Origin of the sequence: Ensifer sp. Root1252, assembly GCF_001425885.1 — a bacterium.
Classification (GTDB): domain Bacteria; phylum Pseudomonadota; class Alphaproteobacteria; order Rhizobiales; family Rhizobiaceae; genus Ensifer; species Ensifer canadensis.
Genome location: NZ_LMDT01000023.1, coordinates 22,682 through 49,163 on the forward strand (window position 1 = coordinate 22,682; position 26,482 = coordinate 49,163).

The window sequence follows — 26,482 nt, forward strand, 5'->3', positions numbered from 1 at the left end:
AATCGGGCGCCTGCCCGAATCGTTCGAATCTCAGCCGCGGTTCTGGATATTTTCCGCCTCCCCTGATAAGGAGCGGCTCCAGCGCATACAGGAGAGCCTGATGGCAGAAGCCACGTCCAGCCGCACCGGCCAAGTTTCGCGAAAGACGAATGAAACGGCCGTGTCCGTATCCGTCAATATCGATGGAACCGGAACGTCGAAGATTGCGACCGGAGTCGGCTTCTTCGACCACATGCTGGACCAGCTTTCCCGACATTCGCTGATCGACATGGACATCAAGACCGATGGCGACCTCCATGTCGACGATCACCACACTGTCGAAGACACTGGCATTGCCATCGGCCAGGCCATTGCCAAGGCGCTTGGCGACCGGCGCGGCATTACCCGCTACGCCTCGCTCGACCTTGCCATGGACGAGACGATGACGCGCGCGGCGGTGGATGTGTCCGGCCGGCCGTTCCTTGTCTGGAACGTCGCCTTTACCTCACCGAAGATCGGCACGTTCGACACCGAACTGGTGCGCGAATTCTTCCAGGCGCTCGCCCAGAATGCCGGGATCACGCTGCATATCCAAAATATCTACGGCGCCAACAACCATCATATCGCCGAGACCTGCTTCAAGTCCGTCGCCCGCGTGCTTCGCACGGCAACCGAAATCGACCCGCGCCAGGCCGGACGCGTTCCCTCGACCAAGGGTACGCTTGCCTGAGCGGTCATTATCTGGCTGATGACCATGGCCTCTTACATGATCCTGACCCCGCCGGGCGCCCGCGCCGACGATGACCGAGCGCGTTTCGTCGCCGACGGCTTCTCGTGGGGCGCCTTTCTGTTTCCGGCGCTCTGGCTTTTCGCCAAGCGCATGTGGCTCTTCGGAATCGCAGTTGCTGTTCTGCAGATTTTGTTAATCTCTCTGTCGGTGATCGGTGGCGGCCTCCTGGCAGCGCTGCTGTTGCATCTGGCGCTCGGCCTCATGGTCTCGCTGGAAGGCCCTGTTTTCATCGCCCGCCGCCTGATCGCCCGCAACTGGACGGTGCGCTCGATCGTGCCGGCGCGCGATCTTGAGACCGCCGAGGAAATCTACTTCGCAAACGTGGCCCCGGCCGACCGAAAGGCAGCGGAGCGGCCATCTGTCGACTGGCCGAGACAGGCGCCGGCAAACACCGGCCCGGGTCTTGGGCTTTTTGAATCCTACGGAGAACGCTGATGCGCGTCGCCATTATCGACTATGGATCGGGCAATCTGCGCTCGGCAACGAAGGCTTTCGAACGGGCAGCGCGGGAAGCCGGCATCGACGCAGAGATCGACCTGACGGACAGGCCCGAGCGGGTGGCGACCGCCGACCGCATCGTCCTGCCGGGCGTGGGCGCCTATGCCGATTGCCGTCGCGGCCTTACGGCCGTCGACGGCATGGAGCAGGCACTGACCGAGGTCGTCGAAGAGGCCGGTCGCCCGTTTCTCGGCATCTGCGTCGGCATGCAGCTGATGTCGTCGCGCGGCCTGGAAAAGACCACGACCCACGGCTTCGGCTGGATCCCCGGCGACGTCGTAGAAATGAGGCCGGCGGATCCGTCGCTGAAAATCCCACAGATCGGCTGGAACACGCTGCGGCTTGCCCGCACGCACCCGCTGTTTGACGGCATCCGCACCGGCGACGACGGCCTGCACGCCTACTTCGTGCACTCCTACCATCTGGCCGCGGAAAATGCCGGCGATGTTGTGGCCGAGGCGGATTACGGCGGCGCCGTCACCGCCTTCGTCGCCAATGGCAACAAGGCCGGCTCGCAGTTCCATCCGGAAAAGAGCCAGGCGCTTGGCCTTGCCCTCATCTCGAATTTCCTGCGTTGGAAGCCCTGAAGGCTCCGGCGACCTCTGATCGGATAGATACATGATCCTTTTTCCCGCTATCGACCTGAAAGACGGGCAATGCGTGCGCCTGAAGCTCGGCGACATGGAGCAGGCAACGGTCTACAACCCGGATCCGGGCGCCCAGGCGCGCGCCTTCGAGGAGCAGGGTTTCGAGTGGTTGCATGTGGTCGACCTCAACGGTGCCTTTGCCGGCGAGACCGTTAATGGTGCTGCCGTCGACGCGATCCTCAAGTCGACCAAGAACCCGGTCCAACTCGGCGGCGGCATCCGTACGCTTGACCATATCGACAACTGGCTGTCGCGCGGGCTTGCCCGCGTCATCCTCGGCACCGTCGCGGTGCGCGACCCGGCACTGGTGATCGAAGCCTGCCGAAAATTCCCGGGCAAGGTCGCCGTCGGCATCGACGCTAAGGGCGGCAAGGTTGCGGTCGAGGGCTGGGCCGAGGCGTCGGAACTCGGCGTCATCGAGCTTGCGAAGAAATTCGAGGGTGCCGGCGTATCGGCGATCATCTACACCGACATCGATCGCGACGGCATTCTCACGGGCATCAACTGGCCTTCGACGCTGGAGCTTGCCGATGCGGTTTCGATCCCGGTGATCGCTTCGGGCGGTCTCGCTTCGATGGATGATATCCGGCGAATGATCGCCCCGGATGCGGCAAAACTTGAAGGCGCGATCTCCGGCCGTGCGCTCTATGATGGCCGCATCGACCCGCAGGAAGCCCTGGCGCTGATCCGCGCCACGAGAAAGGCATGAGCCGATGACCCTCAAAGCCCGCGTTATCCCCTGCCTCGACGTCAAGGACGGTCGGGTCGTCAAAGGGGTCAACTTCGTCGACCTGATCGATGCCGGCGACCCGGTGGAGGCAGCCCGCGCCTATGATGCGGCCGGAGCGGACGAGCTCTGCTTCCTCGACATCACCGCCTCGTCGGACAACCGCGAAACCATCTTCGATGTGGTGGCGCGCACGGCCGAGCAGTGTTTCATGCCACTGACCGTCGGCGGTGGCGTGCGTCAGGTGGCCGATATCCGCAAGCTGCTTTTGGCAGGCGCCGACAAGGTGTCGATCAACACGGCGGCGGTGAAGAACCCGGAGTTCGTCGCCGAAGCCGCCGACAAGTTCGGCAACCAGTGCATCGTCGTTGCGATCGACGCCAAGAAAGTCTCGAAGGACGGCGAAGAGAACCGCTGGGAAATCTTCACCCATGGCGGCCGCCAGACGACGGGCATCGATGCGGTGGACTTTGCCCGGCGCGTCGTCGATCTCGGTGCCGGCGAAATCCTTTTGACCTCGATGGATCGTGACGGAACGAAGAGCGGCTACGATATCGCGCTCACCCGGGCGGTTGCCGATGCGGTGCGTGCGCCGGTCATTGCGTCCGGAGGCGTCGGCACGCTCGACCATATGGTTGCCGGCATCCGCGACGGCCATGCGACGGCGGTTCTGGCCGCTTCGATCTTCCACTTCGGCACCTATAGCATTGGCGAAACCAAGCGCTATATGGCCGAACATGGCATCGCCATGCGTCTCGATTGAGTTTCAGGGTTTCGTTCATGAGTGATTTCTCCCTTTCCGACCTCGAGACCATCGTCGCCGCGCGCGCCAAAGCGTCACCGGACGAATCCTGGACGGCGAAACTGGTCGCAAGCGGCCAGCAGAAAGCGGCCAAGAAGCTGGGCGAGGAAGCGGTCGAAACCGTGATCGCAGCGATCCGCAACGACCGCCAGAATCTCGTCGATGAGAGCGCCGATCTGCTCTATCATCTCATGGTCGTATTGAAAATTGCAGACATTCCGTTGCAGGATGTGCTCGACGAACTTGCACGGCGGACAAGCCAATCCGGTCTGCAGGAAAAGGCTAATCGGCAGGATCCATGACCCTAGCTGCGCAAGACATCGAAACGGTCGATCTCCCGGACAATCTCCAGAACCGGGACTATTCGCCCTATCATCTGTTTTCTGCCGAAGAGTGGTCCCGCTTTCGCGCGGACACGCCCCTGACGTTGACGGCAGACGAAGTGCAGCGTCTGCGCTCGCTGAACGACCCGGTGGACCTCGGCGAGGTCAGGCAGATTTACCTGTCGCTGTCGCGGCTTCTGTCCGCGCATGTGGAATCGTCCCAGCTTTTGTTCGAGCAGCGCAAGCGCTTCCTCAGCATGTCCGGCGAGACGAAGACGCCCTTCGTCATCGGCATTGCCGGATCGGTCGCCGTCGGCAAGTCGACGGCCGCACGTATCCTTGCCCAGCTCCTGTCGCGCTGGCCGTCGAGCCCGAAGGTCGATCTGGTGACGACGGACGGCTTCCTCTATCCGAACGCCGTCCTGCAGCGCGAAAACATGATGGATCGCAAGGGCTTCCCGGAAAGCTACGACCTCGGCGCGCTGCTGCGGTTCCTCTCGGCGATCAAGGCCGGCCAGCCCAATGTCAAGGCACCGAGCTATTCGCACATGACCTATGACGTGCTGCCGGACCAGTACACGGTCATCGACCGGCCCGACATTCTGATCTTCGAAGGCATCAACGTCCTGCAATCGCGCAACCTGCCCGCCGACGGCAAGATCGTGCCGATGGTCTCGGACTTCTTCGACTTCTCGATCTACATCGACGCCGAGGAGAGCCTGATCCACAGCTGGTATGTCAGCCGCTTCATGCGCCTCAGGGAAACGGCCTTCAAGAATCCCGAATCCTACTTCCACCGCTATGCGACCATCAGCGAGGATGCGGCGCGCGCGATCGCCGAAGGACTTTGGCACAACATCAACCTGAAGAACCTGCACCAGAACATTCTGCCGACGCGGCCGCGCGCCGACCTCATCCTGCAGAAAGGCCCCAACCACCTCACCGAGAAGGTGGCGCTGCGCAAGCTTTGAGCGTGCAACATGCGTGCGACCCGAGAATACGCAGCGATGGCTTCGCGGAAAATGTGGGCGTGACGCGAAGGCTGCCGCTCTATTTTGACGCGACATGCCTTAGGGGTTCACCCGGCGCAGCGTCAGATTGAGTCGGCCACCGTTCTTGAGCAGCGTCGATGTGTTCGGATAGATCCGGTCGACGCCGTGGAAGGCCAGACGCCCCTCGCCGCCGAGCACGACGATATCGCCGCTTTCGAGCCTGAAGGATATGGTCTGGCTGCCGCGCTCTCTGCCGCCGACCCGAAACAGGCAGCTATCGCCAAGGGAAATCGAGACGACTGATGTTTCCAGATCGCGCTCGTCCCTGTCTTGGTGCAGACCCATGCGGGCCTCGTCGGAATAGAAATTCACCAGGCATGCTTCCGGCCGTTTGTCGCTGGCCGAAACCGCATTCCAGATTTCAAGGAGAACATCCGGCATCGGCGGCCACGGCCTGCCCGTCCCCGGATGCTGCGGCTGATAACGGTAGCCCTTCTCGCGGTCGGTCACCCAGCCGAGCGGGCCGCAATTGGTCATGCGCACCGACATCGGCTTACCGGTCTTCGGCATCGCCGGCACGAACAGCGGCGCTTCGTGCACCACGCCCCTGAGCGCTTCAACGATCTGCTCCTGACGGGCCCGGTCGAGAAAGCCAGGGATGTGTTTTATTCCTTTCGGGAGAACCTGCATGAGGTTGCCCTCACTCCTCAAGCCCGAGCAGTTTTGCCGGGACGCCGTAGCGCTCAGACCAGCCGGCATAGGCGACATCCGTCGGACCAACGACGTGATCCACCAGATTCCATCGACCGCCCTGGAAGCTGACGAGCGCGAACACCGTCAAGCCATCCATCATGTCGGCCTCGTCGCGAAACCCGGTCTGCGCGAGATCGATGCTGCCGCCGCCCGGACGTTGCGGCTCGACCTGGACGAAGGCCCAGTTCGGCGCCGCTCGCATCGTCGTGACGACGAATTCAACCGAACCGCGCATCTCCGCCTCGACGGCAGGCCGCAAGGCATCAAGGATCGCTGCACGCTCCGAACTACCCTTAGCCGGCTCACGCAGCGATTGCGCGGTGCCGGCGGAGGCAAGTCCAAGACTTGCGACCACCAGAACGACGCTCGAAAATGCACGCATCGACAAGGCTGTCACGCGGCATCCAGATCCGGAATGCGCAGCACCTGACCGGGGTAAATTTTGTCGGGATGGGTCAGCATCGGTTTGTTTGCCTCGAAGATGACCGTGTGCTTGGCGCCCTTGCCCTTGCCGTACTGCGCCTCGGCGATCTTCCAGAGGTTGTCGCCCTTCTTGACGGTATAGAAGACGGGGGCCTTGGCGGGCGCGGGCGCTGCACCGGCATCCGCCACCTTCAGCTCAGACGCTTCGACCGAAGACACGCCGAGCGTGTTGCCGACGGCGACGACCGCCTTCTCGAACGCCGTCTGATCCTTGACGACACCCTTCAGCACCACCTTGTCGTTGACGACTTCGACCTGGACGTCCTTGGTGCCGAGATCGTGCGAAGCGAGTTCCTTCTGGACGCTGTCGGCATCAGGCGCATCGTCGTCACCGCCAATGCCCAACTTCTTGCCGGCGTTCTTGATAAAACTGAAAAGGCCCATGGATTTCTCCTTCTGCAAAAGTTCCTGCGCGATAAGAGAGGGCGCTTGGCGACAAAAGACAAGGGACAGCCGAAAAGAATCCGCAACCGCAAGTCACTCGCCAGTCGGGCGGCCGCGCAACTTCTTGGTCTCGCCGCGACCGGTTTTTTCCTTCAGTCGGCGCTCGATCGAGCCGCGTGTCGGCTTGGTCTTCCTGCGCGGTGGCGGCGGCGGCTCCGCGGCCTTCAGGATCATCTCCTTCAGCCGTTCACGGGCATCCTCGCGGTTGCGCTCCTGGCTGCGAAAGCGACTGGCCTCGATCATCAACACGCCGTCTTTCGAGGCGCGGCGACCGGCGAGCTTCAGGGTGTTGGCCTTGATGCGATCGGTGAGCGCGGGCGAGGCCTGGACATTGAAGAACAACTGAACGGCCGTCGACACCTTGTTGACGTTCTGTCCACCCGGCCCGCCAGCCAGCACGAATTGCTCGCTGAGTTCCCACCCGGCGATAACGATCTGTTCGTTGATGTATAAAGGGTCGCTGGCCATGATCGCTCCTGGCGCTTTCTACTGCATAATTCCTAAAACCGGAATCGATTTACGGAGAAAATTATGCAGCAGATCTCGAGCCTTACAGCGTCCTTTGCGCGTCACATTTGACGCGTGCGCTGCAGCGCACAGAGCGAACCGCTTGAAAACAAGCAACCACAAAAAGTGAAACCCGGCCATTGAGGCCGGGTTTCACGTGAATCATAGCCAGCAATGCTTATTCGGCGGCAATCTTCGTGCCGGGAGCTGCATCGCGGACGCTGCCATCGACATGGTCTTCGAACTTGGCGAAGTTGGCGACGAACATATCGACGAGGCGACGGGCCTGAGCGTCATAGGCGTTACCATCAGCCCAGGTCGAGCGCGGATCAAGAATGCCGTCGTCGACGCCCGGTACCGAAACCGGCACGGCGAAGCCGAAGTTCGCGTCAGTGCGCAGTTCGCTAGCGTTCAGCGAACCGTCGAGGGCTGCCGCGAGCAGGGCGCGGGTCACCTTGATCGGCATGCGGCTGCCGGCGCCATAGGCACCGCCGGTCCAGCCGGTGTTGACCAGCCAGCAGGTGACGCCGTTGTTGGCGATCAGATCCTTCAGCAGGTTGCCGTATTCCGACGGGTGACGCGGCATGAACGGCGCGCCGAAGCAGGTCGAGAACGTTGCTTCCGGCTCGGTGACGCCCTTCTCGGTGCCGGCGACCTTGGCGGTGTAGCCAGACAGGAAGTGATACATCGCCTGTTCCGGCGTCAGCTTGGCGATCGGCGGCATCACGCCGAAGGCATCGGCGGTCAGCATGATGATCGTGCGCGGCTGCGGCGCGGTACCGGTTTCGCTGGCATTCGGGATGAAATCGAGCGGATAGGCGCAGCGGGTGTTTTCGGTCAGCGAACCGTCGTCGAAATCGGGAACCCGGCGTTCGTCGAGAACGACGTTCTCCATGACGGTGCCGAAGCGGCGGGTCGTCGCGAAGATTTCCGGCTCGGCCGCTTCGGAGAGACGGATGGCCTTGGCATAGCAACCGCCTTCGAAATTGAAGACGCCCTGCTCTCCCCAGCCATGCTCATCGTCACCGATCAGCGTGCGGGTCGGATCGGCCGAAAGCGTGGTCTTGCCGGTGCCCGACAGGCCGAAGAAGATGGCGGTATCGCCTTCAGGGCCGACATTGGCCGAGCAGTGCATCGGCATGACGCCCTTCTTCGGCAGCAGGTAGTTCAGAACGGTAAATACCGACTTCTTCATCTCGCCGGCATAGGACGTACCGCCGATGAGAATGAGACCGTTGGTCAGATCGCAGGCAATGACCGTTTCCGTGCGGCAGCCGTGCCGCTCGGGATCAGCCTTGAAGCTCGGCAGGTCGATGATCGTCAGCTTCGGCAGGAAGGAAGCCAGCGCACCACGCTCCGGACGGATCAGCAGGTTGCGAATGAACAGCGAATGCCAGGCAAATTCCGTGACGACGCGGGTCGGCAGGGCATTGTCCTTGTCGGCGCCGCCAACGAGATCCTGGACATAGAGCGACATGCCCTTGGCATGATCAAGCATATCCTGGCGCAGCACGGCGAAATGCTCCGGCGACAGCGGCTTGTTGTTGTCCCACCAGATCTGATCGTCGGTGGACGCATCACGAACGACGAACTTGTCCTTCGGGGAGCGGCCGGTGTGCTGACCGGTGCGCGCAACGATCGCGCCGTGCGCCGTCAGCTGAGCCTCGCCGCGGCGAATGGCTTCTTCATAAAGCTCTGGGGCTTCGAGGTTGTAGCGGACCACATCGAGATCCGTAAAGCCGAGTTTTTCCAAGCCGTTCGCTGCATTGCGAGTGCCGAGTTGCTCCATGGTCAAGCTTCCTTCGTGTTTGGCCATTGGCGTTAAATCTGGCCGGAACATACTTGCATGCTCGCTCAAAAACAAGGCGACGTCAAAAAAAGAATAATGATTTCAGTATATTAATCGATTTAAAGAAAATTATCGTTTTTTTAATCGGTTGAATCCGAGTTCCCTGCGCCATATCTGCCTCTGGGCGACGGAGTGTACGCTTGAGCGCATTTTGGGCTTCGCCACAATTTGTTCCACCTTTATACTCAAGTAACGCACCCGTGACTCGCGGTTGCCGCAGATTCGGAGACGAAACCGGCGATCGGCCTCAAATGACGGAGTTGAACACGATGCAGACCATCGCGCTTGTCGATGATGACCGGAATATCCTGACGTCCGTATCCATCGCGCTTGAAGCTGAAGGCTACAAGGTCGAGACCTATACCGACGGCGCCTCGGCGCTCGAAGGCCTGTTGGCCCGACCGCCGCAGCTTGCGATCTTCGACATCAAGATGCCGCGCATGGACGGCATGGAGCTGTTGCGGCGCCTGCGTCAGAAGTCGGATTTGCCGGTGATCTTCCTGACCTCCAAGGACGAGGAAATCGACGAGCTCTTCGGCCTGAAGATGGGTGCGGACGATTTCATCACCAAGCCGTTCTCCCAGCGCCTGCTGGTCGAGCGCGTCAAGGCGATCCTGCGCCGGGCGGCCAACCGCGAAGCGGCTGCAGCCGGCGGCACCGCCGGAACACCCAAGACTTCCGACACGCCCTCGCGCTCGCTCGAGCGTGGGCAGCTGGCCATGGACCAGGAGCGCCACACCTGCACCTGGAAGAACGAGCCGGTCACGCTTACGGTGACCGAGTTTCTCATTCTTCACTCCCTCGCCCAGCGCCCGGGCGTGGTGAAGAGCCGCGACGCGCTGATGGACGCCGCCTATGACGAGCAGGTCTATGTCGACGACCGCACCATCGACAGCCACATCAAACGGCTGCGCAAGAAGTTCAAGATGGTCGACAATGACTTCGACATGATCGAGACGCTTTACGGCGTCGGCTACCGCTTCCGCGAGATGGCCTGAAGCGACGCGGGGTCTCAGCACTTGCCATCGCGTCGTTTGTGGAGCATTCAGAACCGACGCGATGGCGGCAGGCTTTGACCCGCCTCTTGGCTTGGCCGGTGGCATCGGATCCACGAGACCGAAGACCAGAAAGAACATCCGCGGATCTGCGAAACCCGACATCCGGGTGACGCCTGGTCGCAATCAGAAGATACGGCGGGGATACTCCCGCTGCGGGAGCGGAAAGACTTGGTGGAAGTCTTGCAAGGCGATGTCGATGAACTTGACGGACGGACATCGGCGAAAGGCCGGCGCTGGGCCTATTCGTTCACGCTGATTCGCCGCCTGTTCGGCAACGCCGTCTTTTCGAGCCTGACGCGACGGATCGTCTTCTTCAATCTCGTTGCGCTCGTGGTTCTGGTCGGCGGGATCATGTATCTCAACCAGTTTCGCGAAGGGCTGATCGACGCCCGCGTCGAAAGCCTGCTGACCCAGGGCGAAATCATCGCCGGCGCCATTTCGGCTTCCGCCTCCGTCGACACCAATTCGATCACCATCGATCCTGAAAAACTGCTGGAGCTGCAGGCCGGCCAGAGCATCACGCCGCTGCCGAGCGACGAAGACCTCGATTTCCCCATCATCCAGGAACGGGTGGCTCCGGTGCTCAGGCGGCTGATCTCGCCGACCCGCACCCGCGCGCGCCTGTTCGACGCCGATGCGGATCTGCTGCTCGATTCGCGCCACCTTTATAGCGGCGGCCAGGTGCTGCGCTTCGACCTGCCGCCCGTCGATCCCGAAGCCACCGGTATCGAGGAAAAGTTCGGAAGCTGGATCAACCGCCTGCTGCAGTCGGGCGACCTGCCGCTCTACAAGGAGCCGCCGGGCGGCAACGGATCGATCTATCCGGAAGTGATGAACGCGCTGACCGGCGTGCGTGGTGCGGTGCGCCGCGTGACCGAAAAGGGCGAGCTCATCGTCTCGGTCGCCGTGCCAGTGCAGCGGTCCCGCGCCGTTCTCGGCGTGCTGCTCTTGTCCACCCAGGCCGGCGATATCGACAAGATCGTGCATGCCGAACGCCTCGCCATCATCCGCGTGTTCGGGGTAGCCGCCCTCGTCAACGTCATTCTGTCGCTGCTCTTGTCGTCGACGATCGCCAATCCGTTGCGGCGCCTTTCGGCCGCCGCCATCCGGGTGCGTCGCGGCGGTGCCAAGGAGCGCGAGGAAATTCCTGATTTCTCGTCGCGCCAGGACGAGATCGGCAATCTCTCCGTCGCGTTGCGCGAGATGACGACCGCACTCTACGACAGAATCGCGGCGATCGAGAATTTCGCCGCCGACGTCAGCCATGAGTTGAAGAATCCGCTGACGTCGCTGCGCAGCGCAGTCGAAACGCTTCCGCTCGCCCGCACCGACGAATCGAAGAAGCGGCTGATGGACGTCATCCAGCATGACGTTCGTCGCCTCGACCGCCTGATCAGCGATATCTCCGACGCCTCGCGTCTTGACGCCGAGCTTGCGCGTAGCGACGCCAAGGTGATCGACCTCGAAAAACTGCTGGGCGACCTCGTCGATATCTCGCGCCAGATCCGCAGCAAGAAGAAGCCGGTGCTGCTCGATTTCGTCATCGACCGCAAGGACAGCCCCAAGGCGCGCTTCGCCATCAACGGCTACGAACTGCGCATCGGCCAGATCATCACCAATCTGATCGAAAACGCCCGCTCCTTCGTACCCGAACAGGGCGGCCGCATCGTCGTGCGCCTGACGCGCTCCCGGTCGCGCTGCCTCGTCTATATCGAGGACAATGGTCCCGGCATCCAGGCAGAAGACATCGACCGGATCTTCGAACGCTTCTATACCGACAGGCCGGAAGGCGAAGACTTCGGCCAGAACTCCGGTCTTGGCCTGTCCATCTCCCGGCAGATTGCCGAAGCGCACGGCGGCACGCTGAAGGCCGAGAACATCATGGGTCCGGATCGGCGGATCGTCGGCGCCCGCTTCGTGCTTTCCCTGCCCGCCGAGCCGCACGCGTGACGCCGCGGCACAACATTCACGGCACGGCAATGGTTCTCGGCACGACCGGCTTTCTGGTAACCGGACCTTCCGGCATCGGCAAATCGCGGCTGGCGCTCGCCTGTATTTCGGCGGCACAGCAGATGGGACACTTTGCGGCACTGGTCGCCGACGATCGTGTCGACCTGTCAATGGAGCAGGGCCGAATAATCGCCCGTTGCCCCGCGTCGATCGAAGGCCTGATAGAGATCCGCGGCGCCGGCATTGCCAGGCTCGAGACGGTGCATGCAGCGGTAATGGATTGGGCAATCCTGCCCGTCAACGCGCCATTCGATCCGCGCATGCCGCCGGAAAACGAGGAACTTCCCCTACCCGGCGGTGGCAGCCTGCCAATTGTTCGCGTCCCCATTGAAAACGGCGTACACGTGCTTGCTGTTCTGCGTGTGCTGCTACCCGAAAAATTAGGATTTTAGCTATAGTTGCAGGCAACTGGGCTGGTTTTTCGGCATTTTTGGCTTGCACTTCGCCTTTTCCTTGCCAAGATGGCCGCCCCAACAGGTGGACGAAATTGCTGCATTGCGATATCTGACCATCAGTGAATTGCGCGTGCAGTCGGAGAAAAGATACCCATGATCGGACTTGTGCTTGTCACCCATGGCAAGCTGGCTGAGGAATTCCGGCACGCGCTCGAGCATGTTGTCGGTCCGCAAAAAGCTATCGAGACCGTTTGCATCGGCCCCGAGGACGACATGGATCAGCGTCGGCAGGATATCCTCGACGCCGTGACCAATGTCGACGAGGGCCACGGTGTCATCATTCTCACCGATATGTTCGGCGGCACGCCTTCCAATCTTGCCATCTCGGTCATGCGCAGCGGCACGGTCGAAGTCATCGCCGGCGTCAACCTGCCGATGCTGATCAAGCTGGCCGGCGTGCGTGGCGAAAGCGACATGGACAAGGCCCTGCTGGAGGCTTCCGAGGCGGGACGCAAATACATCAACGTCGCCAGCCGCGTCCTGAGTGGAAAATGATGGACCATCGCACCGACATGTTGCTGACGCGCGAGCTCCTCATCGTCAACAAACGCGGCCTCCACGCCCGCGCTTCGGCGAAGTTCGTACAAACGGTCGAGGCCTACGATGCCGAAATCACGGTGTCGAAGGACGGCAGCACCGTCGGGGGCACCTCGATCATGGGCCTGATGATGCTGGCCGCCAGCACCGGCTCAAGCGTTTGCGTCACCGCCAGCGGTGCGCAGGCCGAAGAAGCGCTGAATGCGCTCGACGCGCTTGTGCGCGACAAGTTCGGCGAAGAAATGTGACCGACAATATAAAGATATAAAGACTTCTTTATATCGAGGTTGCCCTGCCCCAGGATTCCTGATAGATCGATCGCACTCTCACCGCGATGACATGCGCGGGAGGCATAGTCGTGCCGCCGGATGGCCAGAGGGCCAGAGCGGCTTGAAGAGATCAGCCTGGAGAATTTCATGACCACCACTCAGGATTACATCGTCGCCGACATCGGTCTTGCCGATTTCGGACGCAAGGAAATCACGATCGCCGAAACCGAGATGCCGGGCCTGATCGCCTGCCGCGAAGAGTTCGGCGCCTCCAAGCCGCTGAAGGGCGCGCGGATCACCGGTTCGCTGCACATGACCATCCAGACGGCCGTGCTGATCGAGACGCTCGCGGCTCTCGGCGCTGACATCCGTTGGGCCTCGTGCAACATCTTCTCGACCCAGGACCACGCAGCCGCAGCAATTGCTGCCAGCGGCATCCCGGTCTTCGCCGTCAAGGGCGAAACGCTTGAAGAATACTGGACCTACACCGACAAGATCTTCCAGTGGACCGACGGCGGCGTCTCCAACATGATCCTGGACGACGGTGGCGACGCGACCATGTACATCCTGCTCGGCGCCCGCGCCGAAGCCGGCGAGGACGTTCTCTCCAACCCGGGTTCGGAAGAAGAAGAGATCCTGTTCGCGCAGATCAAGAAGCGCCTCCAGGCTTCGCCGGGCTGGTTCACCAAGCAGCGTGACGCCATCAAGGGCGTGACCGAGGAAACGACGACAGGCGTCAACCGTCTGTACCAGCTCCAGGCCAAGGGCCTGCTGCCCTTCCCGGCAATCAACGTCAACGATTCCGTCACCAAGTCGAAGTTCGACAACAAGTACGGCTGCAAGGAATCGCTGGTTGACGGCATCCGCCGCGGCACCGACGTGATGATGGCCGGCAAGGTTGCCGTTGTCTGCGGCTACGGCGACGTCGGCAAGGGCTCGGCTGCTTCGCTCAGCGGCGCTGGCGCCCGCGTAAAGGTCACGGAAGTCGACCCGATCTGCGCCCTGCAGGCAGCCATGGACGGTTTCGAAGTCGTCCAGCTCGAAGATGTTGTTTCGTCTGCCGACATCTTCATCACCACGACCGGCAACAAGGACGTCATCCGCATGGACCACATGCGCGAGATGAAGGACATGGCGATCGTCGGCAACATCGGCCACTTCGACAACGAAATTCAGGTCTCCGCGCTGCGTAACCTGAAGTGGACGAACATCAAGCCGCAGGTCGACATGATCGAGTTCCCGAAGGGCAACCGCATGATCCTTCTGTCGGAAGGTCGCCTGCTCAACCTCGGCAACGCCACCGGTCACCCGTCCTTCGTGATGTCCGCTTCGTTCTCCAACCAGGTGCTGGCTCAGATCGAGCTTTTCACCAAGGGTGAGAACTACAAGAACGAAGTCTACGTTCTGCCGAAGGCGCTCGACGAGAAGGTTGCCCGCCTGCACCTGAACAAGCTGGGCGCGAAGCTCTCCGAGCTGTCGCGCGAACAGGCCGACTATATCGGCGTCGGCCAGCAGGGTCCGTTCAAGCCGGAACACTACCGGTACTAATCGTTACCCGGGCAATCCACAACATGTTGTGGCCGCGTTCTTGACAAGAGAGCGCGGCCTCTTTTTTGGGCAGCTCCCTTCCCGGCGATTCGTCAACGAAGTATGCTCTAACCCATTGATTCGTGATGCCGGTGCGGACCTTCGGGCATTGCGAGTGGGATGTCTTGTCGGCAAGCGGCAAACAGACGGAGACAGACCGGGGATGCAATCAGAACTGACGCGAACCCTTCAACCGGGTATCGCCGGAACTGCGCATGGCACTACAGGGCCGGCAGCACCCTTCGGGCAGACGGGGACGGCAGCGCCATGACAACAGCACAACAAACCTCATCGGGCGGTCGCCGCAAAGGTCCGGTATATCTCCGCCGCCTGATTTCTTGCACGGCGCTTTTCGCTGCGACCGATGCGGTCGCCCAGGTCTCGGCGCAGAAGGCGAATATCTTCGGTTCGTCGGAGGTCATCACCTTCTCCGTCCTCATCGGCGTCATTTCCGCGGCGATGATCTCGGCAATCTGGCTGATCCGCCAGCGCGGCAATATCGAGGCTGAAAACCGCGAGCTGCGATCCGACCTTTCGGACGCCAATCAGCGCCTCTCGCGCTTCCAGGCGCTCATTGCCGACAAGAACCGCCGCATCGTCATCTGGGATGGGCTTGCCGAGCGGGCCGAGTTGCTCGGCCAGTTGCCGGCAGAAACCGGCGCGCCTGCAGACGATCGCGAGTTCCTGGCCTTTGGGCGCTGGATTAAGGCGAATTCCGCCAGCGAGCTCGAAAAGGCGATCGACGCCTTGCGCACGCAGGCACGCAGCTTCGATCTGGTGCTCGAAACGACGCGCAACGAAGTCCTGGAGGCACAAGGCCGCGTTTCCGGCGGACGCGCTTTTGTGCGCTTCATCGCGCTTAACAACATGCGGGCTGAACTGGCTGAACTGAAGCTCGAACGCGATCGCCTCAACAACTCGCTGACGTCCTTCCGCACCCTGCTCGACGCGATCGACCTGCCGGTCTGGCAGCGCGGCACCGATGGAGCGCTGAGCTGGGTCAACGAGGCCTATGCCGACGCCGTGGAAGCCCCCAACGTCGCTGCAGCCATCGCCGAGGGCCGTGAACTGCTGGCGACCGTGGCACGCGAAAAAATACGCGCCGTCTCGACCTTCGACACGCCATTCCGAGACAAGCTGTCGACCGTGGTCAAGGGCAACCGCACATTCTTCGACGTCGTCGACGCACGCAGCCCGGCCGGAACGACCGGCATTGCCATCGACGTCTCCGGCGTCGAGGCTGTGCGGGAAGAACTCAATCGCACGCTCAAGAGCCACGCGGAAACGCTTGACCATCTCGCAACGCCGGTCGCAATCTTCGACGGCAATCAGCGCCTGCAATTCTACAACCAGGCCTTCCAGCGCCTCTGGAACCTGGACATGGGCTTCCTCGAGCGCAAGCCGGACAATGGCGAAGTGCTCGACCGTCTGCGCTCGGGCGGACAGCTGCCCGAACAGCTCAACTGGAAACAGTGGAAGGCGAACGCGCTCTCCGTCTACCAGGCGCTCGATACGCAATCCGACCTCTGGCACCTGCCGAACGGCCAGACGCTACGGGTATTCGCAACGGCACGGCCGCAAGGCGGCGTCACGTGGGTATTCGAGAACCTAACCGAGAAGGTCGATCTGGAAACCCGCTACAACACGCTGGTCCAGGTCCAGGGCGAAACGATCGACCATCTGGCCGAAGGCGTTGCGGTGTTCGGTCCCGATGGCCGCATCCGGCTTTCCAACCCGGCCTTTCGCGCGACCTGGGGCATCAACGAGACCGAGGCGAAGCCAGGCACGCATATCCGCGCGATCGAGCAGGCCTGCCTCATGTCCTACGACCAGCCGGACGGCTGGAAGCGGTTCTCCCATATCATCACCAGTTTCGACGACGAACGGCCCTCGAGTCGAGGCATTCTTGAACTTCGAACCGGGCTGATCCTCGACTACGCCGTCATTCCGCTGCCAAACGCCCAGACGATGCTGACCTTCGTCAACATCACCGACAGCGTGCGGGTCGAACGGGCACTGACCGAGAAGAACGATGCGCTGCGCAAGGCGGATGCGCTGAAGAACGACTTCGTTCATCACGTGTCCTACGAGCTGCGCTCGCCGCTTACCAACATCATCGGTTTTGCCGATTTGCTGAAGACGCCTGCCTTTGGTGACCTCAACGATCGGCAGGCGGAATATGTCGATCACATCGCCACGTCCTCGTCGCTGCTTTTGACCATCGTCAACGACATTCTCGATCTTGCGACCGTCGACGCCGGCATCGTCGAGCTCGACATGTCGGAAATCAATCTTACCGACTTCCTCGACGACATCGCCCATCAGATGGCTGACCGACTGGTCGAGGGCGGCGTCACACTGCGCGTTGCGGCACCCGACAACCTCGGACGCATGGTCGCCGACCAGCAGCGGCTGAAGCAGATTTTCGTCAAGCTGCTCACCAACGCCGCCAACTTTGCTCCTGACGGTAGTGTCATCGAGCTTTCGTGCCGGCGCGACGGTGGAGACTTCGTCTTTTCCGTTTCGGACAGCGGACCGGGCATTCCCCAGGACGTGCTCGATACGGTGTTCAACCGCTTCGAAAGCCACGGTCAGCGCGGCGGCGCCGGCCTTGGCCTGTCGATCGTCGAGAGCTTCGTCAGCCTTCACCACGGCACCGTGTCGATCCGCAGCCGTGAGGGCGAAGGCACCGAGGTCAGCTGCCGTATCCCTTCGGCAGAGGTCCCGAAGATCGTCGCGGCGGAATAATGAAGCCGATCGAACGCTTCCTGAAGGACGAGGCAGCCACGATCCAGCTTGGCGAAGACCTGGCTCTGGCGCTGAAAGTCGGCGACTGCCTGGCTCTCTCGGGTGATCTTGGGGCCGGAAAGTCGACCTTGGCACGCGCCTTCCTGCGCGCCGTCGCCGATGACGACGGGCTGGAAGTCCCGAGCCCGACATTTACGCTGGTGCAGAGCTACGACCTGCGCATTCCCGTGGCGCATTTCGATCTCTATCGGCTGGCAGATGCCAGCGAACTCGATGAGCTGGGCTTCGACGAGGCGCTGTCTCTGGGCGTCTGCCTGGTCGAATGGCCGGAGAGGGCCGACGGGGCGTTGCCTTCCGACAGGATCGTGCTGCAGATCACCCATGAGGCGGCCGGACGAACCGCCAGCATCGCCGGCCCCGAAGATGCCCTGCAGCGCATTACCCGCTCGCTGGCGATCCGCGATTTCCTCGCAGGTAACGGATTTGCGGACGCGCGCCGACGTCACCTGAGCGGCGATGCCTCGGTGCGAGCATACGAACGGGTCGACGGCCGAGACGGCCTTCCGAGCCGGATCCTGATGGATGCCGCGCGGCATAAGCCCGGTCCGATCCTCCAGGATGGCAGGTACTACCAGCAACTCGCGCATATCGCCGAAGATGTGATCCCCTTCGTCGCCATCGACGAGCTCCTCAGAGAACGGGGCTTTGCAGCACCTGTGATCTACGCACGCGATCTCGACCAGGGAATTCTGCTGATCGAGGACCTCGGCTCCGAAGGAGTACTCGACGAGGCCGGGAAGCCGATCGAGGCACGCTACGTCGAAAGCGCGCGCTTGCTCGCCCGACTTCACGCCACCCCGGCAAGGCGTGACATCGCGCTCTCCGGCGGCGTAGAGCACCATATCCCTGATTTCGACCGGAGGGCGATGAAGATAGAGACCCGGCTGCTCACCGACTGGTACCTGCCGTGGAAACGCGGCGAGCCGGCGACGGAACAGGAAAAGCAGGAATACGCGGCGATCTGGGACGACCTCATCGACCTCATCGCGACGTCGGAGAAGAACCTGCTCCTGCGCGACTTTCACTCGCCGAACATCATCTGGCGTCCCGAGCACGAGGGTCTCCAGCGTGTCGGCCTGATCGACTTCCAGGATGCGATGATTGGCCCGACGGCCTATGACGTGGCGTCACTGGTGCAGGACGCTCGGGTGACGATCGAACCGGCACTGGCAAGCCGCATGATGGATGCCTATCTCGGCGACCGCCGCGCTGCCGGTTCGTTCGACGAGGCCCTGTTCCTTCGCGACTGGCATCTGATGTCGGCGCAGCGCAACTGCAAGCTCGTCGGCATCTGGGTGCGGCTGATGCAGCGCGACGGCAAACCCGGCTATATGAAGCATATGCCGCGCACTTTCGCCTATCTCGAAGTCGCTCTCATGCACGAAGCGCTGAAACCCTTGCGCGACTGGTGTATGAAGACGGGAATCATCGTGCCCGAATCAGCGAACTGACAGAGAAGCAATGTCGATCAGCAATGCGATGGTGCTCGCGGCGGGCCTCGGTACCCGTCTACGCCCGATCACCAACTCCATCCCGAAGCCACTGGTGAAGATCGCCGGCAAGCCGATGATCGACTATGTTCTGGATCTGCTGGTGAACGCCGGCGTCACCAGGGCAGCCGTCAACGTCCACCACTTCGCCGACCAGATGGAAGCACATCTGGCGCAGCGCCCGGCGCCCGAAATCGTGATTTCCGACGAACGCGATGCGCTGATGAATTCGGGCGGTGGCCTGGTCAAGGGGCTGAAGCTGCTTGCCGATGGCCCCGTTCTGGTGATGAACGCCGATCTCTTCTGGGTTGGCGAGGAAGCGGGCAAGCCCAGCAATCTCGAGCGGCTCGCCGGCTTCTTCGATCCGCAGCGCATGGACATGGCACTGCTTTGCGTGCGCGACGAGGATACGACCGGGCACAACGGCAAGAGGGACTTTTCGCTCGGCACCGACGGCCGTCTGGTCCGCTATGCCGAGGGCATGGACAATCCCGTGGTCTATGCCGGCGCGATCGCGCTCGACAAGAAACTGTTTGCCGACGCGCCGGATGATGCGTTCAACCTGAACATCTATTTCGATCGGGCGATCGCCGAAGGCCGATTGTTCGGCATCGTGCTCGACGGCCACTGGATGACTGTGGGCACGCCAGAGGCGATCGAAGACGCTGAAGCCGCGATCCGCCGCTACCAGCCGGAAGGATGAGCATGTCCTATCGCGGAACCAACGTCTTTACGATTCCGCCGGGCCTGCCCTTCCTGAAGACACTTGCGCGCAAACTCTGCGACGGGACGCTGACGCCGGATTTTCGCTACGATCCCGCGGATCCGCTGCCGCTTGCCGGCGTGACGATTTTCGTCCCGACGCGTCGGTCCGCCCGCGTGCTGCGCTCCGAATTCGTCGATCTGCTCGGCGGCCGTTCGGCAATCCTGCCGACGATCCGGGCACTCGGCGAAACCGATGACGACAGCGGCTTCTTCGATGCGGAAGTGCCGGCGATCTTGGACCTGGCGCCGCCCCTTCCCGGCACCGCCCGCCTGATCGAACTTGGCCGGCTTATCCTTGCCTGGCGAAACCGCCTGCCGAAGGTGGTGCTCGACATTCACGCGGAAAGCCCACTGATCGCCCCCGCAAGCCCGGCGGACGCCATCTGGCTGGCGCGCAATCTGGCCGAACTCATCGATGCGATGGAGACGGAAGAACTCGACTGGGAGCAGCTCGACAGTCTCGATGCCGGCGAACATGCGCTGTGGTGGCAGCTGACGCTCGAGTTCCTGAAAATCGCCCGCACCTATTGGCCGGAGCGGCTGGAAGAACTCAAACAATCCTCGCCGGCACGACATCGCAACGCCATCCTGCAGGCCGAGACCCAGCGCATTGCCGCGGGCGCGCTTCAAGGGCCGATCGTCATTGCCGGTTCAACCGGCTCCATCCCGGCGACGGCCGCCCTGATTGCCGCGGTTCAGAAGCTGTCCAACGGCACGATCGTGCTGCCGGGGCTCGACCAGACGATGACCGACGCCGAATGGGGCATGATCGTCGGCGAGACCGTCACCGGCGGCAGATCCGATCCGGCCAGCCGCAGCCACCCGCAATACGGCTTTCACCGCCTGCTGCAACGCATGCAGGTGGAACGCCGCGATATCCCGACCCTCGACCAGGCCGATGCAGGGCTCATCGATCGCAGCGAAATCCTGTCGCATGCGCTTTTGCCCGCCAAGGCGACGAATGGCTGGACTGAAACCCGCAACGAACTTAAGCCCGAAACATTGCAACGGGCCTTTGGCGACGTCGCCCTGATCGAAACCGCCAATGAGCGCGAGGAGGCGACGGCGATCGCGATCGCACTGCGGCTGGCGCTTGAGGGAAGCGACGACAGCCAGGCGGCCCTGATCACCCCCGACCGCAATCTTGCGCGCCGTGTCGGCGCGGAGCTGGCACGTTTCGATATCGAGGCCGACGATTCCGCCGGCACGCCGCTCGCCTCTACGCCTGCCGGCACGCTGATGCGGCTTCTGCTGGAGGCAAGTCTCAGGCCCGGCGATCCGGTACCGTTGGTCGCTTTGTTCAAGCATCCCCTAGCCCGCTTCGGCCTGCCGCAGGCGGAGATGCGCCGCAGCGCCGATGTGCTGGAGCGCTTGGCGCTGCGCAGCGGCACCGATATCGCCGACATTTCGCTTCTGGTGCCGCTGCTCGAACAGGCAGCCGGCCATCACAGGACGGACCGCCATCCCCCGGAATGGCGGATCGGCATTACCGAGGACGACATTCTCGCCGCGAGGGGCCTCGCAGCGCGGGTAAAGGTGGCAACGGACCCACTCGCCGGCGCGCTGGTGCGGCGCAGCCATGGCCGCCGCCCCTTCTCCGAGATATTTACCTTTGCCGAATGGGCGACACGAACCGGCCAGGCGCTGGAGGCCGTCTGCGGCGACGAGCGCGCCGACCTCAGCGGTCTATGGTCCGGCGAGGCAGGCGAAGCCTTGGCGACGCTGCTGCGCGGCATCATCGAGACCGAAGGCCAGATGGATGCCGACGGACCGCAATGGTGCGACATCATGGAGGCGCTTGCCGCCAGTGAGGCGGTCAAGCCGCGCTCGATGCGCCACCCCCGCGTCTTCATCTTCGGCGCGCTGGAATCGCGCCTGCAGAGCATGGATCTCGTGGTGCTTGGCGGCATGAACGAAGGCAACTGGCCGGGGCAAACCGCCAATGATCCCTTCCTTTCCCGAACGATGAAAACCGGGATCGGCCTCGAGCCGCCCGAACGCCGCATCGGCCAGCTCGCCCACGACTTCCAGATGGCGTGCGGCACCCGCAAGCTGATCTTCACCCGCTCGATGCGCCAGGGATCGGCGCCGACCGTCGCATCGCGATGGCTGCAGCGGCTGCTGGCGCTGGGCGGCAAGCGGCTGGCAGAGAACCTGCGATCGAACGGCAGCGACTATCTCCTGTGGGCGCGGATGCTCGACAAGGGTGGGCGTCAGGCCTTGGCCGAGCGCCCGGCACCCAAGCCGCCGGTCGACCTGCAGCCACGCAAATATTCGTTCAGCGAAGTCTCGCGGCTTCGCCGCGATCCCTATTCGATCTACGCGCGCCGGATCCTGCGTCTGCATCCGCTCGACCCGTTCAATCGCGATCCGGGCGCGTCAGAACGCGGCACGCTCTATCACCGCATCGTCGATCGTTTCGTGCGCGGCGGCTTCGACATCCTGTCCGCGGCTGCAGAAGAGGCGATGGGCCGCCTGCTCAATGAAGCCTTCGACGAAGAACGGCTGCCCGCCCATATCGACACCATATGGCGGCCACGCTTTGCAGCGGTCGGCAAGGCGTTCGTCGCCTGGGAACGGGAGCGTGCGCGGTTTATCCGCAAGCCGTTGACCGAAGTTGCGGCATCGATGGAGATCGGGGTGGTGGATATTCGCCTGACGGGGATCGCCGACCGGCTCGACACGATGACCGACGGGACGGTGGAAATCATCGATTACAAGACCGGCTCCAGCCCGTCGATCAAGGAAGCCCGCGTGCTGCTCGATCCGCAGCTGGCGCTGGAAGCGGCAGCGCTGAAAGCCGGTGCGTTCAAGGGCATGGGTCCCGGCCACCCGCAATCGCTGCTCTATGTCCGGTTGAAGCCCGGCTCCCGCTTCAAGGTCGAGACCGTCAACAACGAAAACAGCCGCGCCAAGGAAACGAAATCGGCCGATCAGCTGGCGGACGACGCCCTGACTGAGCTTAGAAAGCTGCTGACCGCCCTGATGTCGGGCAGACATGGCTTTGCCTCACGACTGATCGTGCAGAAGGAACGCGACTACGGCGGTGAATACGACCATCTGGCCCGGGTTGCGGAATGGTCGACAGCCGACAGCGAGGATGACAGCGATGAGGGATGAAAGCGCCGGCCCCGACGAAAGGACGCCCGAAGCCTGGCTCGACTGGACGTCGCGCCGGCAGTCGCTCGCCTCCGATCCCGCTCGCTCCGCCTGGGTTTCAGCCAATGCCGGGTCGGGCAAGACCCACGTTCTGACGCAGCGCGTCATCCGGCTGCTGCTTGCGGGCTGCAGGCCTTCGGCCATTCTGTGCCTGACCTATACCAAGGCGGCGGCTTCGGAAATGTCGAACCGCGTGTTCGAACGCCTTGCCGAATGGGTGACGCTCGACGACGAGGCGCTGGAAAAGCGGATCGAAACCATCGAGGGCGAGTTGCCCTCGCGGCTGAAGCTCCAGGAGGCGCGGCGGCTGTTTGCGCGCGCGCTCGAAACGCCGGGTGGCCTGAAGATCCAGACCATCCACGCCTTCTGCGAGGCGCTGTTGCACCAGTTTCCGCTCGAGGCAAACGTTGCCGGGCATTTCTCGGTTCTCGACGACCGGGCGGCGGCCGTGCTGCTGGCAGACGCGCGCCGCGCCCTCTTGACCGCGACAACGGCTGACAGCGATGCACCGCTTGCCGATGCCTTTGCCACCGTGCTCGAGCTTGCCGACGACACCGGGCTTGAAAAACTGCTGGGTGCGATCGTCTCCAACCGCACGGCGATACAGGCATTTCTCGACCATGCTGACCTCCATGGCGGCGTCGCCGTGCAACTGCACGCGGCACTCAGGCTTGAACCTGAAGACAGCGTCGAGCGCATCCTCGAAAGCGTCTGGCCGCTTCCCGGCCTTAACGGCCCGGCCCTCGAACGCTACCTTGGATTGGCTGCCAGCGCCGGCGGCGCCAAGGTGCTCGATTTCGCCGAGGGGCTTCGCGCAACGGCCAAGCTTGTCGATCCGATGGCCCGATACGAGGGGCTGCAGGAGCTGTTCTTTACCGGCACCGGCAAGCCGCGCGCCGAATCGGCCTTCGTAAACAAGGCCATGCTCCAGGCCGCGCCGGATCTGATTGAGCTGGTCGAAGCCGCCCGCGATCATGTCATCGCCTGCGCCGACCGGCTGAGCATCATCCAGATGTACGAGGCGACACTCTCGGCGCTGACGCTCGCCGATCGGCTCAACAACGACTATGAAGCGCTGAAGCGCACCCGCAGCCAGCTCGACTTCGAGGACCTGATCAATCGCACCGCAAGCCTGTTTGCGCGCGGCGACGTCAGCGCCTGGGTTCACTACAAGCTGGACCAGGGCATCGACCATATCCTTGTCGACGAAGCCCAGGATACGAGCCCGACGCAATGGACGATCATCCAGGCGCTGGCGGCGGAATTCTTCTCGGGCGACAGTGCGCGCGGCAACGAGCGCACCATGTTTGCCGTCGGTGACGAGAAGCAATCGATCTACTCGTTCCAGGGCGCACGCCCCGAGCGTTTCTCGCGCGAAAGCATCGAGACCGAGCGGCGCGTGCGAGACGGCGGCAAGGCGTTCAGTCCGATCCGCCTGCAGCTCTCCTTCCGCTCCACCGTCGACGTGCTCTCCGCCGTCGATACCGTCTTTGCCAACCCGGCGCATGCGCGTGGGCTGAGCGCCCGGAACGAAGCGGTCGTGCACGCCTCGAACCGCATCGGCCATCCCGGCGCCGTCGACATCTGGGATGTGATCGCGGCCGAGCCGACGGCGACCGACGACGAATGGACGGCCCCCTTCGATGCCACGCCGGAAACGGCACCGGTCAACATTTTGGCACGGCGCATTGCCGCCGTACTCGATAGCTGGATCGGGCGCGAGACCATCATCGAAAAGGGCGTGCGCCGCGCCATGCGCCCGGGCGATGTCATCGTGCTCGTCCGGAAGCGCGACGCCTTTGTCAATGCGCTGACCCGCGCCCTGAAGCGGCGCAGCGACATCCCCGTCGCCGGTGCCGACCGGCTGGTTCTGACGAGCCATATCGCCATCCAGGACCTGCTGGCGCTCGGGCGCTTCATGCTGCTGCCGGAGGACGACCTGTCGCTCGCGGCGCTGTTAAAGAGCCCGCTGTTTAACCTCGACGAAGACATGCTTTTCGAACTCGCTGCCCGACGGGACGAAGGCGCTAGCCTCTGGCAGAGGCTGCAGGAATCCGGCGCCATCGAAGGCTCCCCACATGAGGGAACCGTCAAGGCGCTTCTTCGTTATGCCGCCCTTTCTCAACAATTGGCCCCGCATGATTTCTATGCCCGCGTGCTTGGCGTTCATGGTGGGCGCGCGGCGTTTCTCGCCCGGCTCGGCAGCGAAGTGAGCGACATTCTCGACGAGTTCCTGACCTTTGCGCTCGAACACGAAAGAAGCGGCCTGCCCGGCCTGCAGGCTTTCGTCTCGACGCTCGAAATCGAGGCGCCGACCGTCAAGCGCGAGCAGGACAAGGAGCGCGACGAAGTCCGGATCATGACGGTGCATGCGGCCAAGGGGCTGGAGGCGCCGGTGGTGTTTCTGGTCGACGGCGGCGGCAAGCCTTTCAACTCCCAGCACGTGCCCGATCTTCGCTTCCTCGAGATGCCACTCGCCGATGGCTCGAGCTACCCGCTGCCCGTCTGGCGGGCGCCCGGTTCGGCTTCGAATTCACTCATCGCCGCCGACAGCGACCGGCTGAAGACGCTGGCCGAGGAAGAATACCGCCGGCTGCTTTATGTGGGCATGACCCGGGCTGCCGACCGGCTGGTCGTCTGCGGGTATCGCGGGCAGCGGCCAAGTGCGGACACTTGGCACGCCATCGTGCAGGCGAGCCTTTCGCAGGACGAGAATGGTCGCTGCACCCCTGTCACCTTCAAGGCGGGTGACGAAGAATGGCCAGGGCACTCCTGGCGGGAAACGCATGTGCCGCGCGAAGTGCCGTCAGGTGACGAGCTATCGGACCTCATGGCCCCCGCGAAGACCGGCCTGCCGATTGCTCTTTCGACGCCGCTGCCGCCGCCACGGCGGTTGCCGCGGCCGCTGAGCCCATCGGGCGTCGGCATTGCGGTCGATGAGGACGACGGCGACATGATCGTCAGCTCGGCGCTGTTTTCCGTGAAAACGCCAGCAAATTTCTCGATGCTGCGCGGCGCCATCCTGCACCGGCTGCTGCAGGTGCTGCCGTCGATCGCCCCGTCCGAGCGCCTGGCGGCGGCCGACCGATATCTCGCCCGCTCGGTGCCGCGTTGGCCCGAAACGCAACGCAAGCGCCTGCGTGATGCCGTCCTGCAGGTCCTCGATCATGGTGACCTGCGCGCGCTCTTTTCCGGCGCCAGCCGCGCAGAAGTCTCGGTCATGGGCACATTGAAGCTCGCAAACCGCGAATTTGCCGTTTCCGGCCGGATCGACCGGCTGTCGGTGGCGGATGGCGTCGTCACCATTGCCGACTTCAAGACCAATCGCAGCGTGCCCGCGTCAGCCGACAACGTCCCCGCCGCCTATAAAACCCAGCTTGCGATCTATCGCGAGCTGCTGCGGCCACTTTATCCCGCGCACCGCTTCCAGTGTGCGTTGATCTTCACCGAAGGCCCCGTCATCCACGTGCTCGAGGATGCGGCACTGGACAGGAGCCTTGAAGACCTCGCGACAAAGTGAGATACCCGATATTGAAAATCCAGTGGGACA

General features: G+C 62.8%; 23 protein-coding genes. 18 read left to right on the forward strand and 5 right to left on the reverse strand.

Annotation, left to right across the window (positions count from 1 at the left end; all coding sequences use genetic code 11):
- Nucleotides 1-100 precede the first annotated feature (100 nt).
- Genes hisB through coaA form a run of 7 tightly spaced genes read left to right on the forward strand, consistent with a single transcriptional unit; the run spans nt 101 to nt 4,737 of the window.
- The gene (gene hisB / locus ASD02_RS21375) at nt 101-709 is read left to right on the forward strand and encodes an imidazoleglycerol-phosphate dehydratase HisB (protein WP_025425358.1); all 609 of its coding nucleotides are present in this window, start codon (nt 101-103) and stop codon (nt 707-709) included.
- 24 nt (nt 710-733) lie between these two features.
- Nucleotides 734-1,204 (forward strand): DUF2628 domain-containing protein, encoded by a 471-nt coding sequence (locus ASD02_RS21380; RefSeq protein WP_025425357.1) that lies wholly within the window; start codon nt 734-736, stop codon nt 1,202-1,204.
- Nucleotides 1,204-1,854 (forward strand): imidazole glycerol phosphate synthase subunit HisH, encoded by a 651-nt coding sequence (gene hisH, locus ASD02_RS21385; protein ID WP_025425356.1) that lies wholly within the window; start codon nt 1,204-1,206, stop codon nt 1,852-1,854. The genes ASD02_RS21380 and hisH overlap by 1 nt, the downstream gene beginning before the upstream one ends.
- 31 nt (nt 1,855-1,885) lie before the next feature.
- Nucleotides 1,886-2,623, forward strand: coding sequence for a 1-(5-phosphoribosyl)-5-[(5-phosphoribosylamino)methylideneamino]imidazole-4-carboxamide isomerase (hisA, locus tag ASD02_RS21390; RefSeq protein ID WP_025425355.1), 738 nt, complete (start codon nt 1,886-1,888; stop codon nt 2,621-2,623).
- Between the two features lie 4 nt (nt 2,624-2,627).
- Nucleotides 2,628-3,404: an imidazole glycerol phosphate synthase subunit HisF gene (hisF, locus tag ASD02_RS21395; RefSeq protein WP_025425354.1), complete on the forward strand. Its 777-nt coding sequence runs from the start codon at nt 2,628-2,630 to the stop codon at nt 3,402-3,404.
- Nucleotides 3,405-3,421: 17 nt separating this feature from the next.
- A complete protein-coding gene (locus tag ASD02_RS21400; RefSeq protein ID WP_025425353.1) occupies nt 3,422-3,745 on the forward strand; it encodes a phosphoribosyl-ATP diphosphatase in 324 nt (107 codons plus the stop codon).
- The gene (coaA, locus tag ASD02_RS21405; RefSeq protein ID WP_025425352.1) at nt 3,742-4,737 is read left to right on the forward strand and encodes a type I pantothenate kinase; all 996 of its coding nucleotides are present in this window, start codon (nt 3,742-3,744) and stop codon (nt 4,735-4,737) included. The genes ASD02_RS21400 and coaA overlap by 4 nt, the downstream gene beginning before the upstream one ends.
- Before the next feature lie 99 nt (nt 4,738-4,836).
- On the opposite strand, the gene ASD02_RS21410 is transcribed toward coaA, so the two are convergent.
- The 5 genes from ASD02_RS21410 to ASD02_RS21430 all read right to left on the reverse strand — a co-directional run bounded on the left by ASD02_RS21410 (nt 4,837) and on the right by ASD02_RS21430 (nt 8,734).
- Nucleotides 4,837-5,448 carry an alpha-ketoglutarate-dependent dioxygenase AlkB gene (locus tag ASD02_RS21410; protein WP_057220850.1) on the reverse strand — a complete coding sequence of 204 codons (612 nt, stop codon included), beginning with the start codon at nt 5,446-5,448 and terminating at the stop codon, nt 4,837-4,839.
- 10 nt (nt 5,449-5,458) lie between these two features.
- The gene (locus tag ASD02_RS21415; RefSeq protein ID WP_025425350.1) at nt 5,459-5,908 is read right to left on the reverse strand and encodes a hypothetical protein; all 450 of its coding nucleotides are present in this window, start codon (nt 5,906-5,908) and stop codon (nt 5,459-5,461) included.
- Nucleotides 5,905-6,378: a peptidoglycan-binding protein LysM gene (gene lysM, locus ASD02_RS21420; protein WP_025425349.1), complete on the reverse strand. Its 474-nt coding sequence runs from the start codon at nt 6,376-6,378 to the stop codon at nt 5,905-5,907. Before lysM ends, ASD02_RS21415 begins: the two co-directional genes overlap by 4 nt.
- 93 nt (nt 6,379-6,471) lie before the next feature.
- Entirely contained in the window at nt 6,472-6,906 is a 435-nt protein-coding gene (arfB, locus tag ASD02_RS21425) for an alternative ribosome rescue aminoacyl-tRNA hydrolase ArfB (RefSeq protein WP_025425348.1), read from the reverse strand.
- A 217-nt stretch (nt 6,907-7,123) separates the two neighbouring features.
- Nucleotides 7,124-8,734, reverse strand: coding sequence for a phosphoenolpyruvate carboxykinase (locus tag ASD02_RS21430; protein WP_025425347.1), 1,611 nt, complete (start codon nt 8,732-8,734; stop codon nt 7,124-7,126).
- Nucleotides 8,735-9,063: 329 nt separating this feature from the next.
- Here ASD02_RS21430 and chvI point away from each other — a divergent pair, with 329 nt between their 5' ends.
- The 11 genes from chvI to addA all read left to right on the forward strand — a co-directional run bounded on the left by chvI (nt 9,064) and on the right by addA (nt 26,452).
- Entirely contained in the window at nt 9,064-9,792 is a 729-nt protein-coding gene (gene chvI, locus ASD02_RS21435) for a two-component system response regulator ChvI (protein WP_025425346.1), read from the forward strand.
- 228 nt (nt 9,793-10,020) lie between these two features.
- Nucleotides 10,021-11,802: a sensor histidine kinase gene (locus tag ASD02_RS21440; RefSeq protein ID WP_025425345.1), complete on the forward strand. Its 1,782-nt coding sequence runs from the start codon at nt 10,021-10,023 to the stop codon at nt 11,800-11,802.
- A 29-nt stretch (nt 11,803-11,831) separates the two neighbouring features.
- A complete protein-coding gene (locus ASD02_RS21445; protein ID WP_051509138.1) occupies nt 11,832-12,254 on the forward strand; it encodes a serine kinase in 423 nt (140 codons plus the stop codon).
- Between the two features lie 156 nt (nt 12,255-12,410).
- Complete coding sequence (locus ASD02_RS21450; protein WP_025425343.1) at nt 12,411-12,812, forward strand: PTS sugar transporter subunit IIA; 402 nt, start codon at nt 12,411-12,413, stop codon at nt 12,810-12,812.
- Complete coding sequence (locus tag ASD02_RS21455) at nt 12,809-13,102, forward strand: HPr family phosphocarrier protein (RefSeq protein ID WP_025425342.1); 294 nt, start codon at nt 12,809-12,811, stop codon at nt 13,100-13,102. The genes ASD02_RS21450 and ASD02_RS21455 overlap by 4 nt, the downstream gene beginning before the upstream one ends.
- A 168-nt stretch (nt 13,103-13,270) precedes the next feature.
- On the forward strand, nt 13,271-14,671 hold the full coding sequence (gene ahcY / locus ASD02_RS21460; protein ID WP_025425341.1) for an adenosylhomocysteinase: 1,401 nt from the start codon (nt 13,271-13,273) through the stop codon (nt 14,669-14,671).
- Nucleotides 14,672-14,977: 306 nt separating this feature from the next.
- On the forward strand, nt 14,978-17,458 hold the full coding sequence (locus tag ASD02_RS21465; protein ID WP_025425340.1) for a PAS domain-containing sensor histidine kinase: 2,481 nt from the start codon (nt 14,978-14,980) through the stop codon (nt 17,456-17,458).
- Nucleotides 17,458-18,969: a tRNA (adenosine(37)-N6)-threonylcarbamoyltransferase complex ATPase subunit type 1 TsaE gene (gene tsaE, locus ASD02_RS21470; RefSeq protein ID WP_025425339.1), complete on the forward strand. Its 1,512-nt coding sequence runs from the start codon at nt 17,458-17,460 to the stop codon at nt 18,967-18,969. Before ASD02_RS21465 ends, tsaE begins: the two co-directional genes overlap by 1 nt.
- A gap of 10 nt (nt 18,970-18,979) precedes the next feature.
- Nucleotides 18,980-19,711 (forward strand): nucleotidyltransferase family protein, encoded by a 732-nt coding sequence (locus ASD02_RS21475; protein WP_025425338.1) that lies wholly within the window; start codon nt 18,980-18,982, stop codon nt 19,709-19,711.
- Nucleotides 19,712-19,713: 2 nt separating this feature from the next.
- Nucleotides 19,714-22,893: a double-strand break repair protein AddB gene (addB, locus tag ASD02_RS21480; protein ID WP_025425337.1), complete on the forward strand. Its 3,180-nt coding sequence runs from the start codon at nt 19,714-19,716 to the stop codon at nt 22,891-22,893.
- A complete protein-coding gene (gene addA / locus ASD02_RS21485; protein WP_025425336.1) occupies nt 22,883-26,452 on the forward strand; it encodes a double-strand break repair helicase AddA in 3,570 nt (1,189 codons plus the stop codon). The genes addB and addA overlap by 11 nt, the downstream gene beginning before the upstream one ends.
- Nucleotides 26,453-26,482: the final 30 nt, after the last annotated feature.

Excerpts from the sequence above, each read along its gene's own strand:
- hisB (WP_025425358.1), top strand. The coding sequence starts at position 101 with ATGGCAGAAGCCACGTCCAGCCGCACCGGCCAAGTTTCGCGAAAGACG.
- ASD02_RS21380 (WP_025425357.1), top strand. The coding sequence starts at position 734 with ATGGCCTCTTACATGATCCTGACCCCGCCGGGCGCCCGCGCCGACGAT.
- hisH (WP_025425356.1), top strand. The coding sequence starts at position 1,204 with ATGCGCGTCGCCATTATCGACTATGGATCGGGCAATCTGCGCTCGGCA.
- hisA (WP_025425355.1), top strand. The coding sequence starts at position 1,886 with ATGATCCTTTTTCCCGCTATCGACCTGAAAGACGGGCAATGCGTGCGC.
- hisF (WP_025425354.1), top strand. The coding sequence starts at position 2,628 with ATGACCCTCAAAGCCCGCGTTATCCCCTGCCTCGACGTCAAGGACGGT.
- ASD02_RS21400 (WP_025425353.1), top strand. The coding sequence starts at position 3,422 with ATGAGTGATTTCTCCCTTTCCGACCTCGAGACCATCGTCGCCGCGCGC.
- coaA (WP_025425352.1), top strand. The coding sequence starts at position 3,742 with ATGACCCTAGCTGCGCAAGACATCGAAACGGTCGATCTCCCGGACAAT.
- ASD02_RS21410 (WP_057220850.1), bottom strand. The coding sequence starts at position 5,448 with ATGCAGGTTCTCCCGAAAGGAATAAAACACATCCCTGGCTTTCTCGAC.
- lysM (WP_025425349.1), bottom strand. The coding sequence starts at position 6,378 with ATGGGCCTTTTCAGTTTTATCAAGAACGCCGGCAAGAAGTTGGGCATT.
- arfB (WP_025425348.1), bottom strand. The coding sequence starts at position 6,906 with ATGGCCAGCGACCCTTTATACATCAACGAACAGATCGTTATCGCCGGG.
- ASD02_RS21430 (WP_025425347.1), bottom strand. The coding sequence starts at position 8,734 with ATGGAGCAACTCGGCACTCGCAATGCAGCGAACGGCTTGGAAAAACTC.
- chvI (WP_025425346.1), top strand. The coding sequence starts at position 9,064 with ATGCAGACCATCGCGCTTGTCGATGATGACCGGAATATCCTGACGTCC.
- ASD02_RS21445 (WP_051509138.1), top strand. The coding sequence starts at position 11,832 with ATGGTTCTCGGCACGACCGGCTTTCTGGTAACCGGACCTTCCGGCATC.
- ASD02_RS21450 (WP_025425343.1), top strand. The coding sequence starts at position 12,411 with ATGATCGGACTTGTGCTTGTCACCCATGGCAAGCTGGCTGAGGAATTC.
- ASD02_RS21455 (WP_025425342.1), top strand. The coding sequence starts at position 12,809 with ATGATGGACCATCGCACCGACATGTTGCTGACGCGCGAGCTCCTCATC.
- ahcY (WP_025425341.1), top strand. The coding sequence starts at position 13,271 with ATGACCACCACTCAGGATTACATCGTCGCCGACATCGGTCTTGCCGAT.
- ASD02_RS21465 (WP_025425340.1), top strand. The coding sequence starts at position 14,978 with ATGACAACAGCACAACAAACCTCATCGGGCGGTCGCCGCAAAGGTCCG.
- tsaE (WP_025425339.1), top strand. The coding sequence starts at position 17,458 with ATGAAGCCGATCGAACGCTTCCTGAAGGACGAGGCAGCCACGATCCAG.
- ASD02_RS21475 (WP_025425338.1), top strand. The coding sequence starts at position 18,980 with ATGTCGATCAGCAATGCGATGGTGCTCGCGGCGGGCCTCGGTACCCGT.
- addB (WP_025425337.1), top strand. The coding sequence starts at position 19,714 with ATGTCCTATCGCGGAACCAACGTCTTTACGATTCCGCCGGGCCTGCCC.
- addA (WP_025425336.1), top strand. The coding sequence starts at position 22,883 with ATGAGGGATGAAAGCGCCGGCCCCGACGAAAGGACGCCCGAAGCCTGG.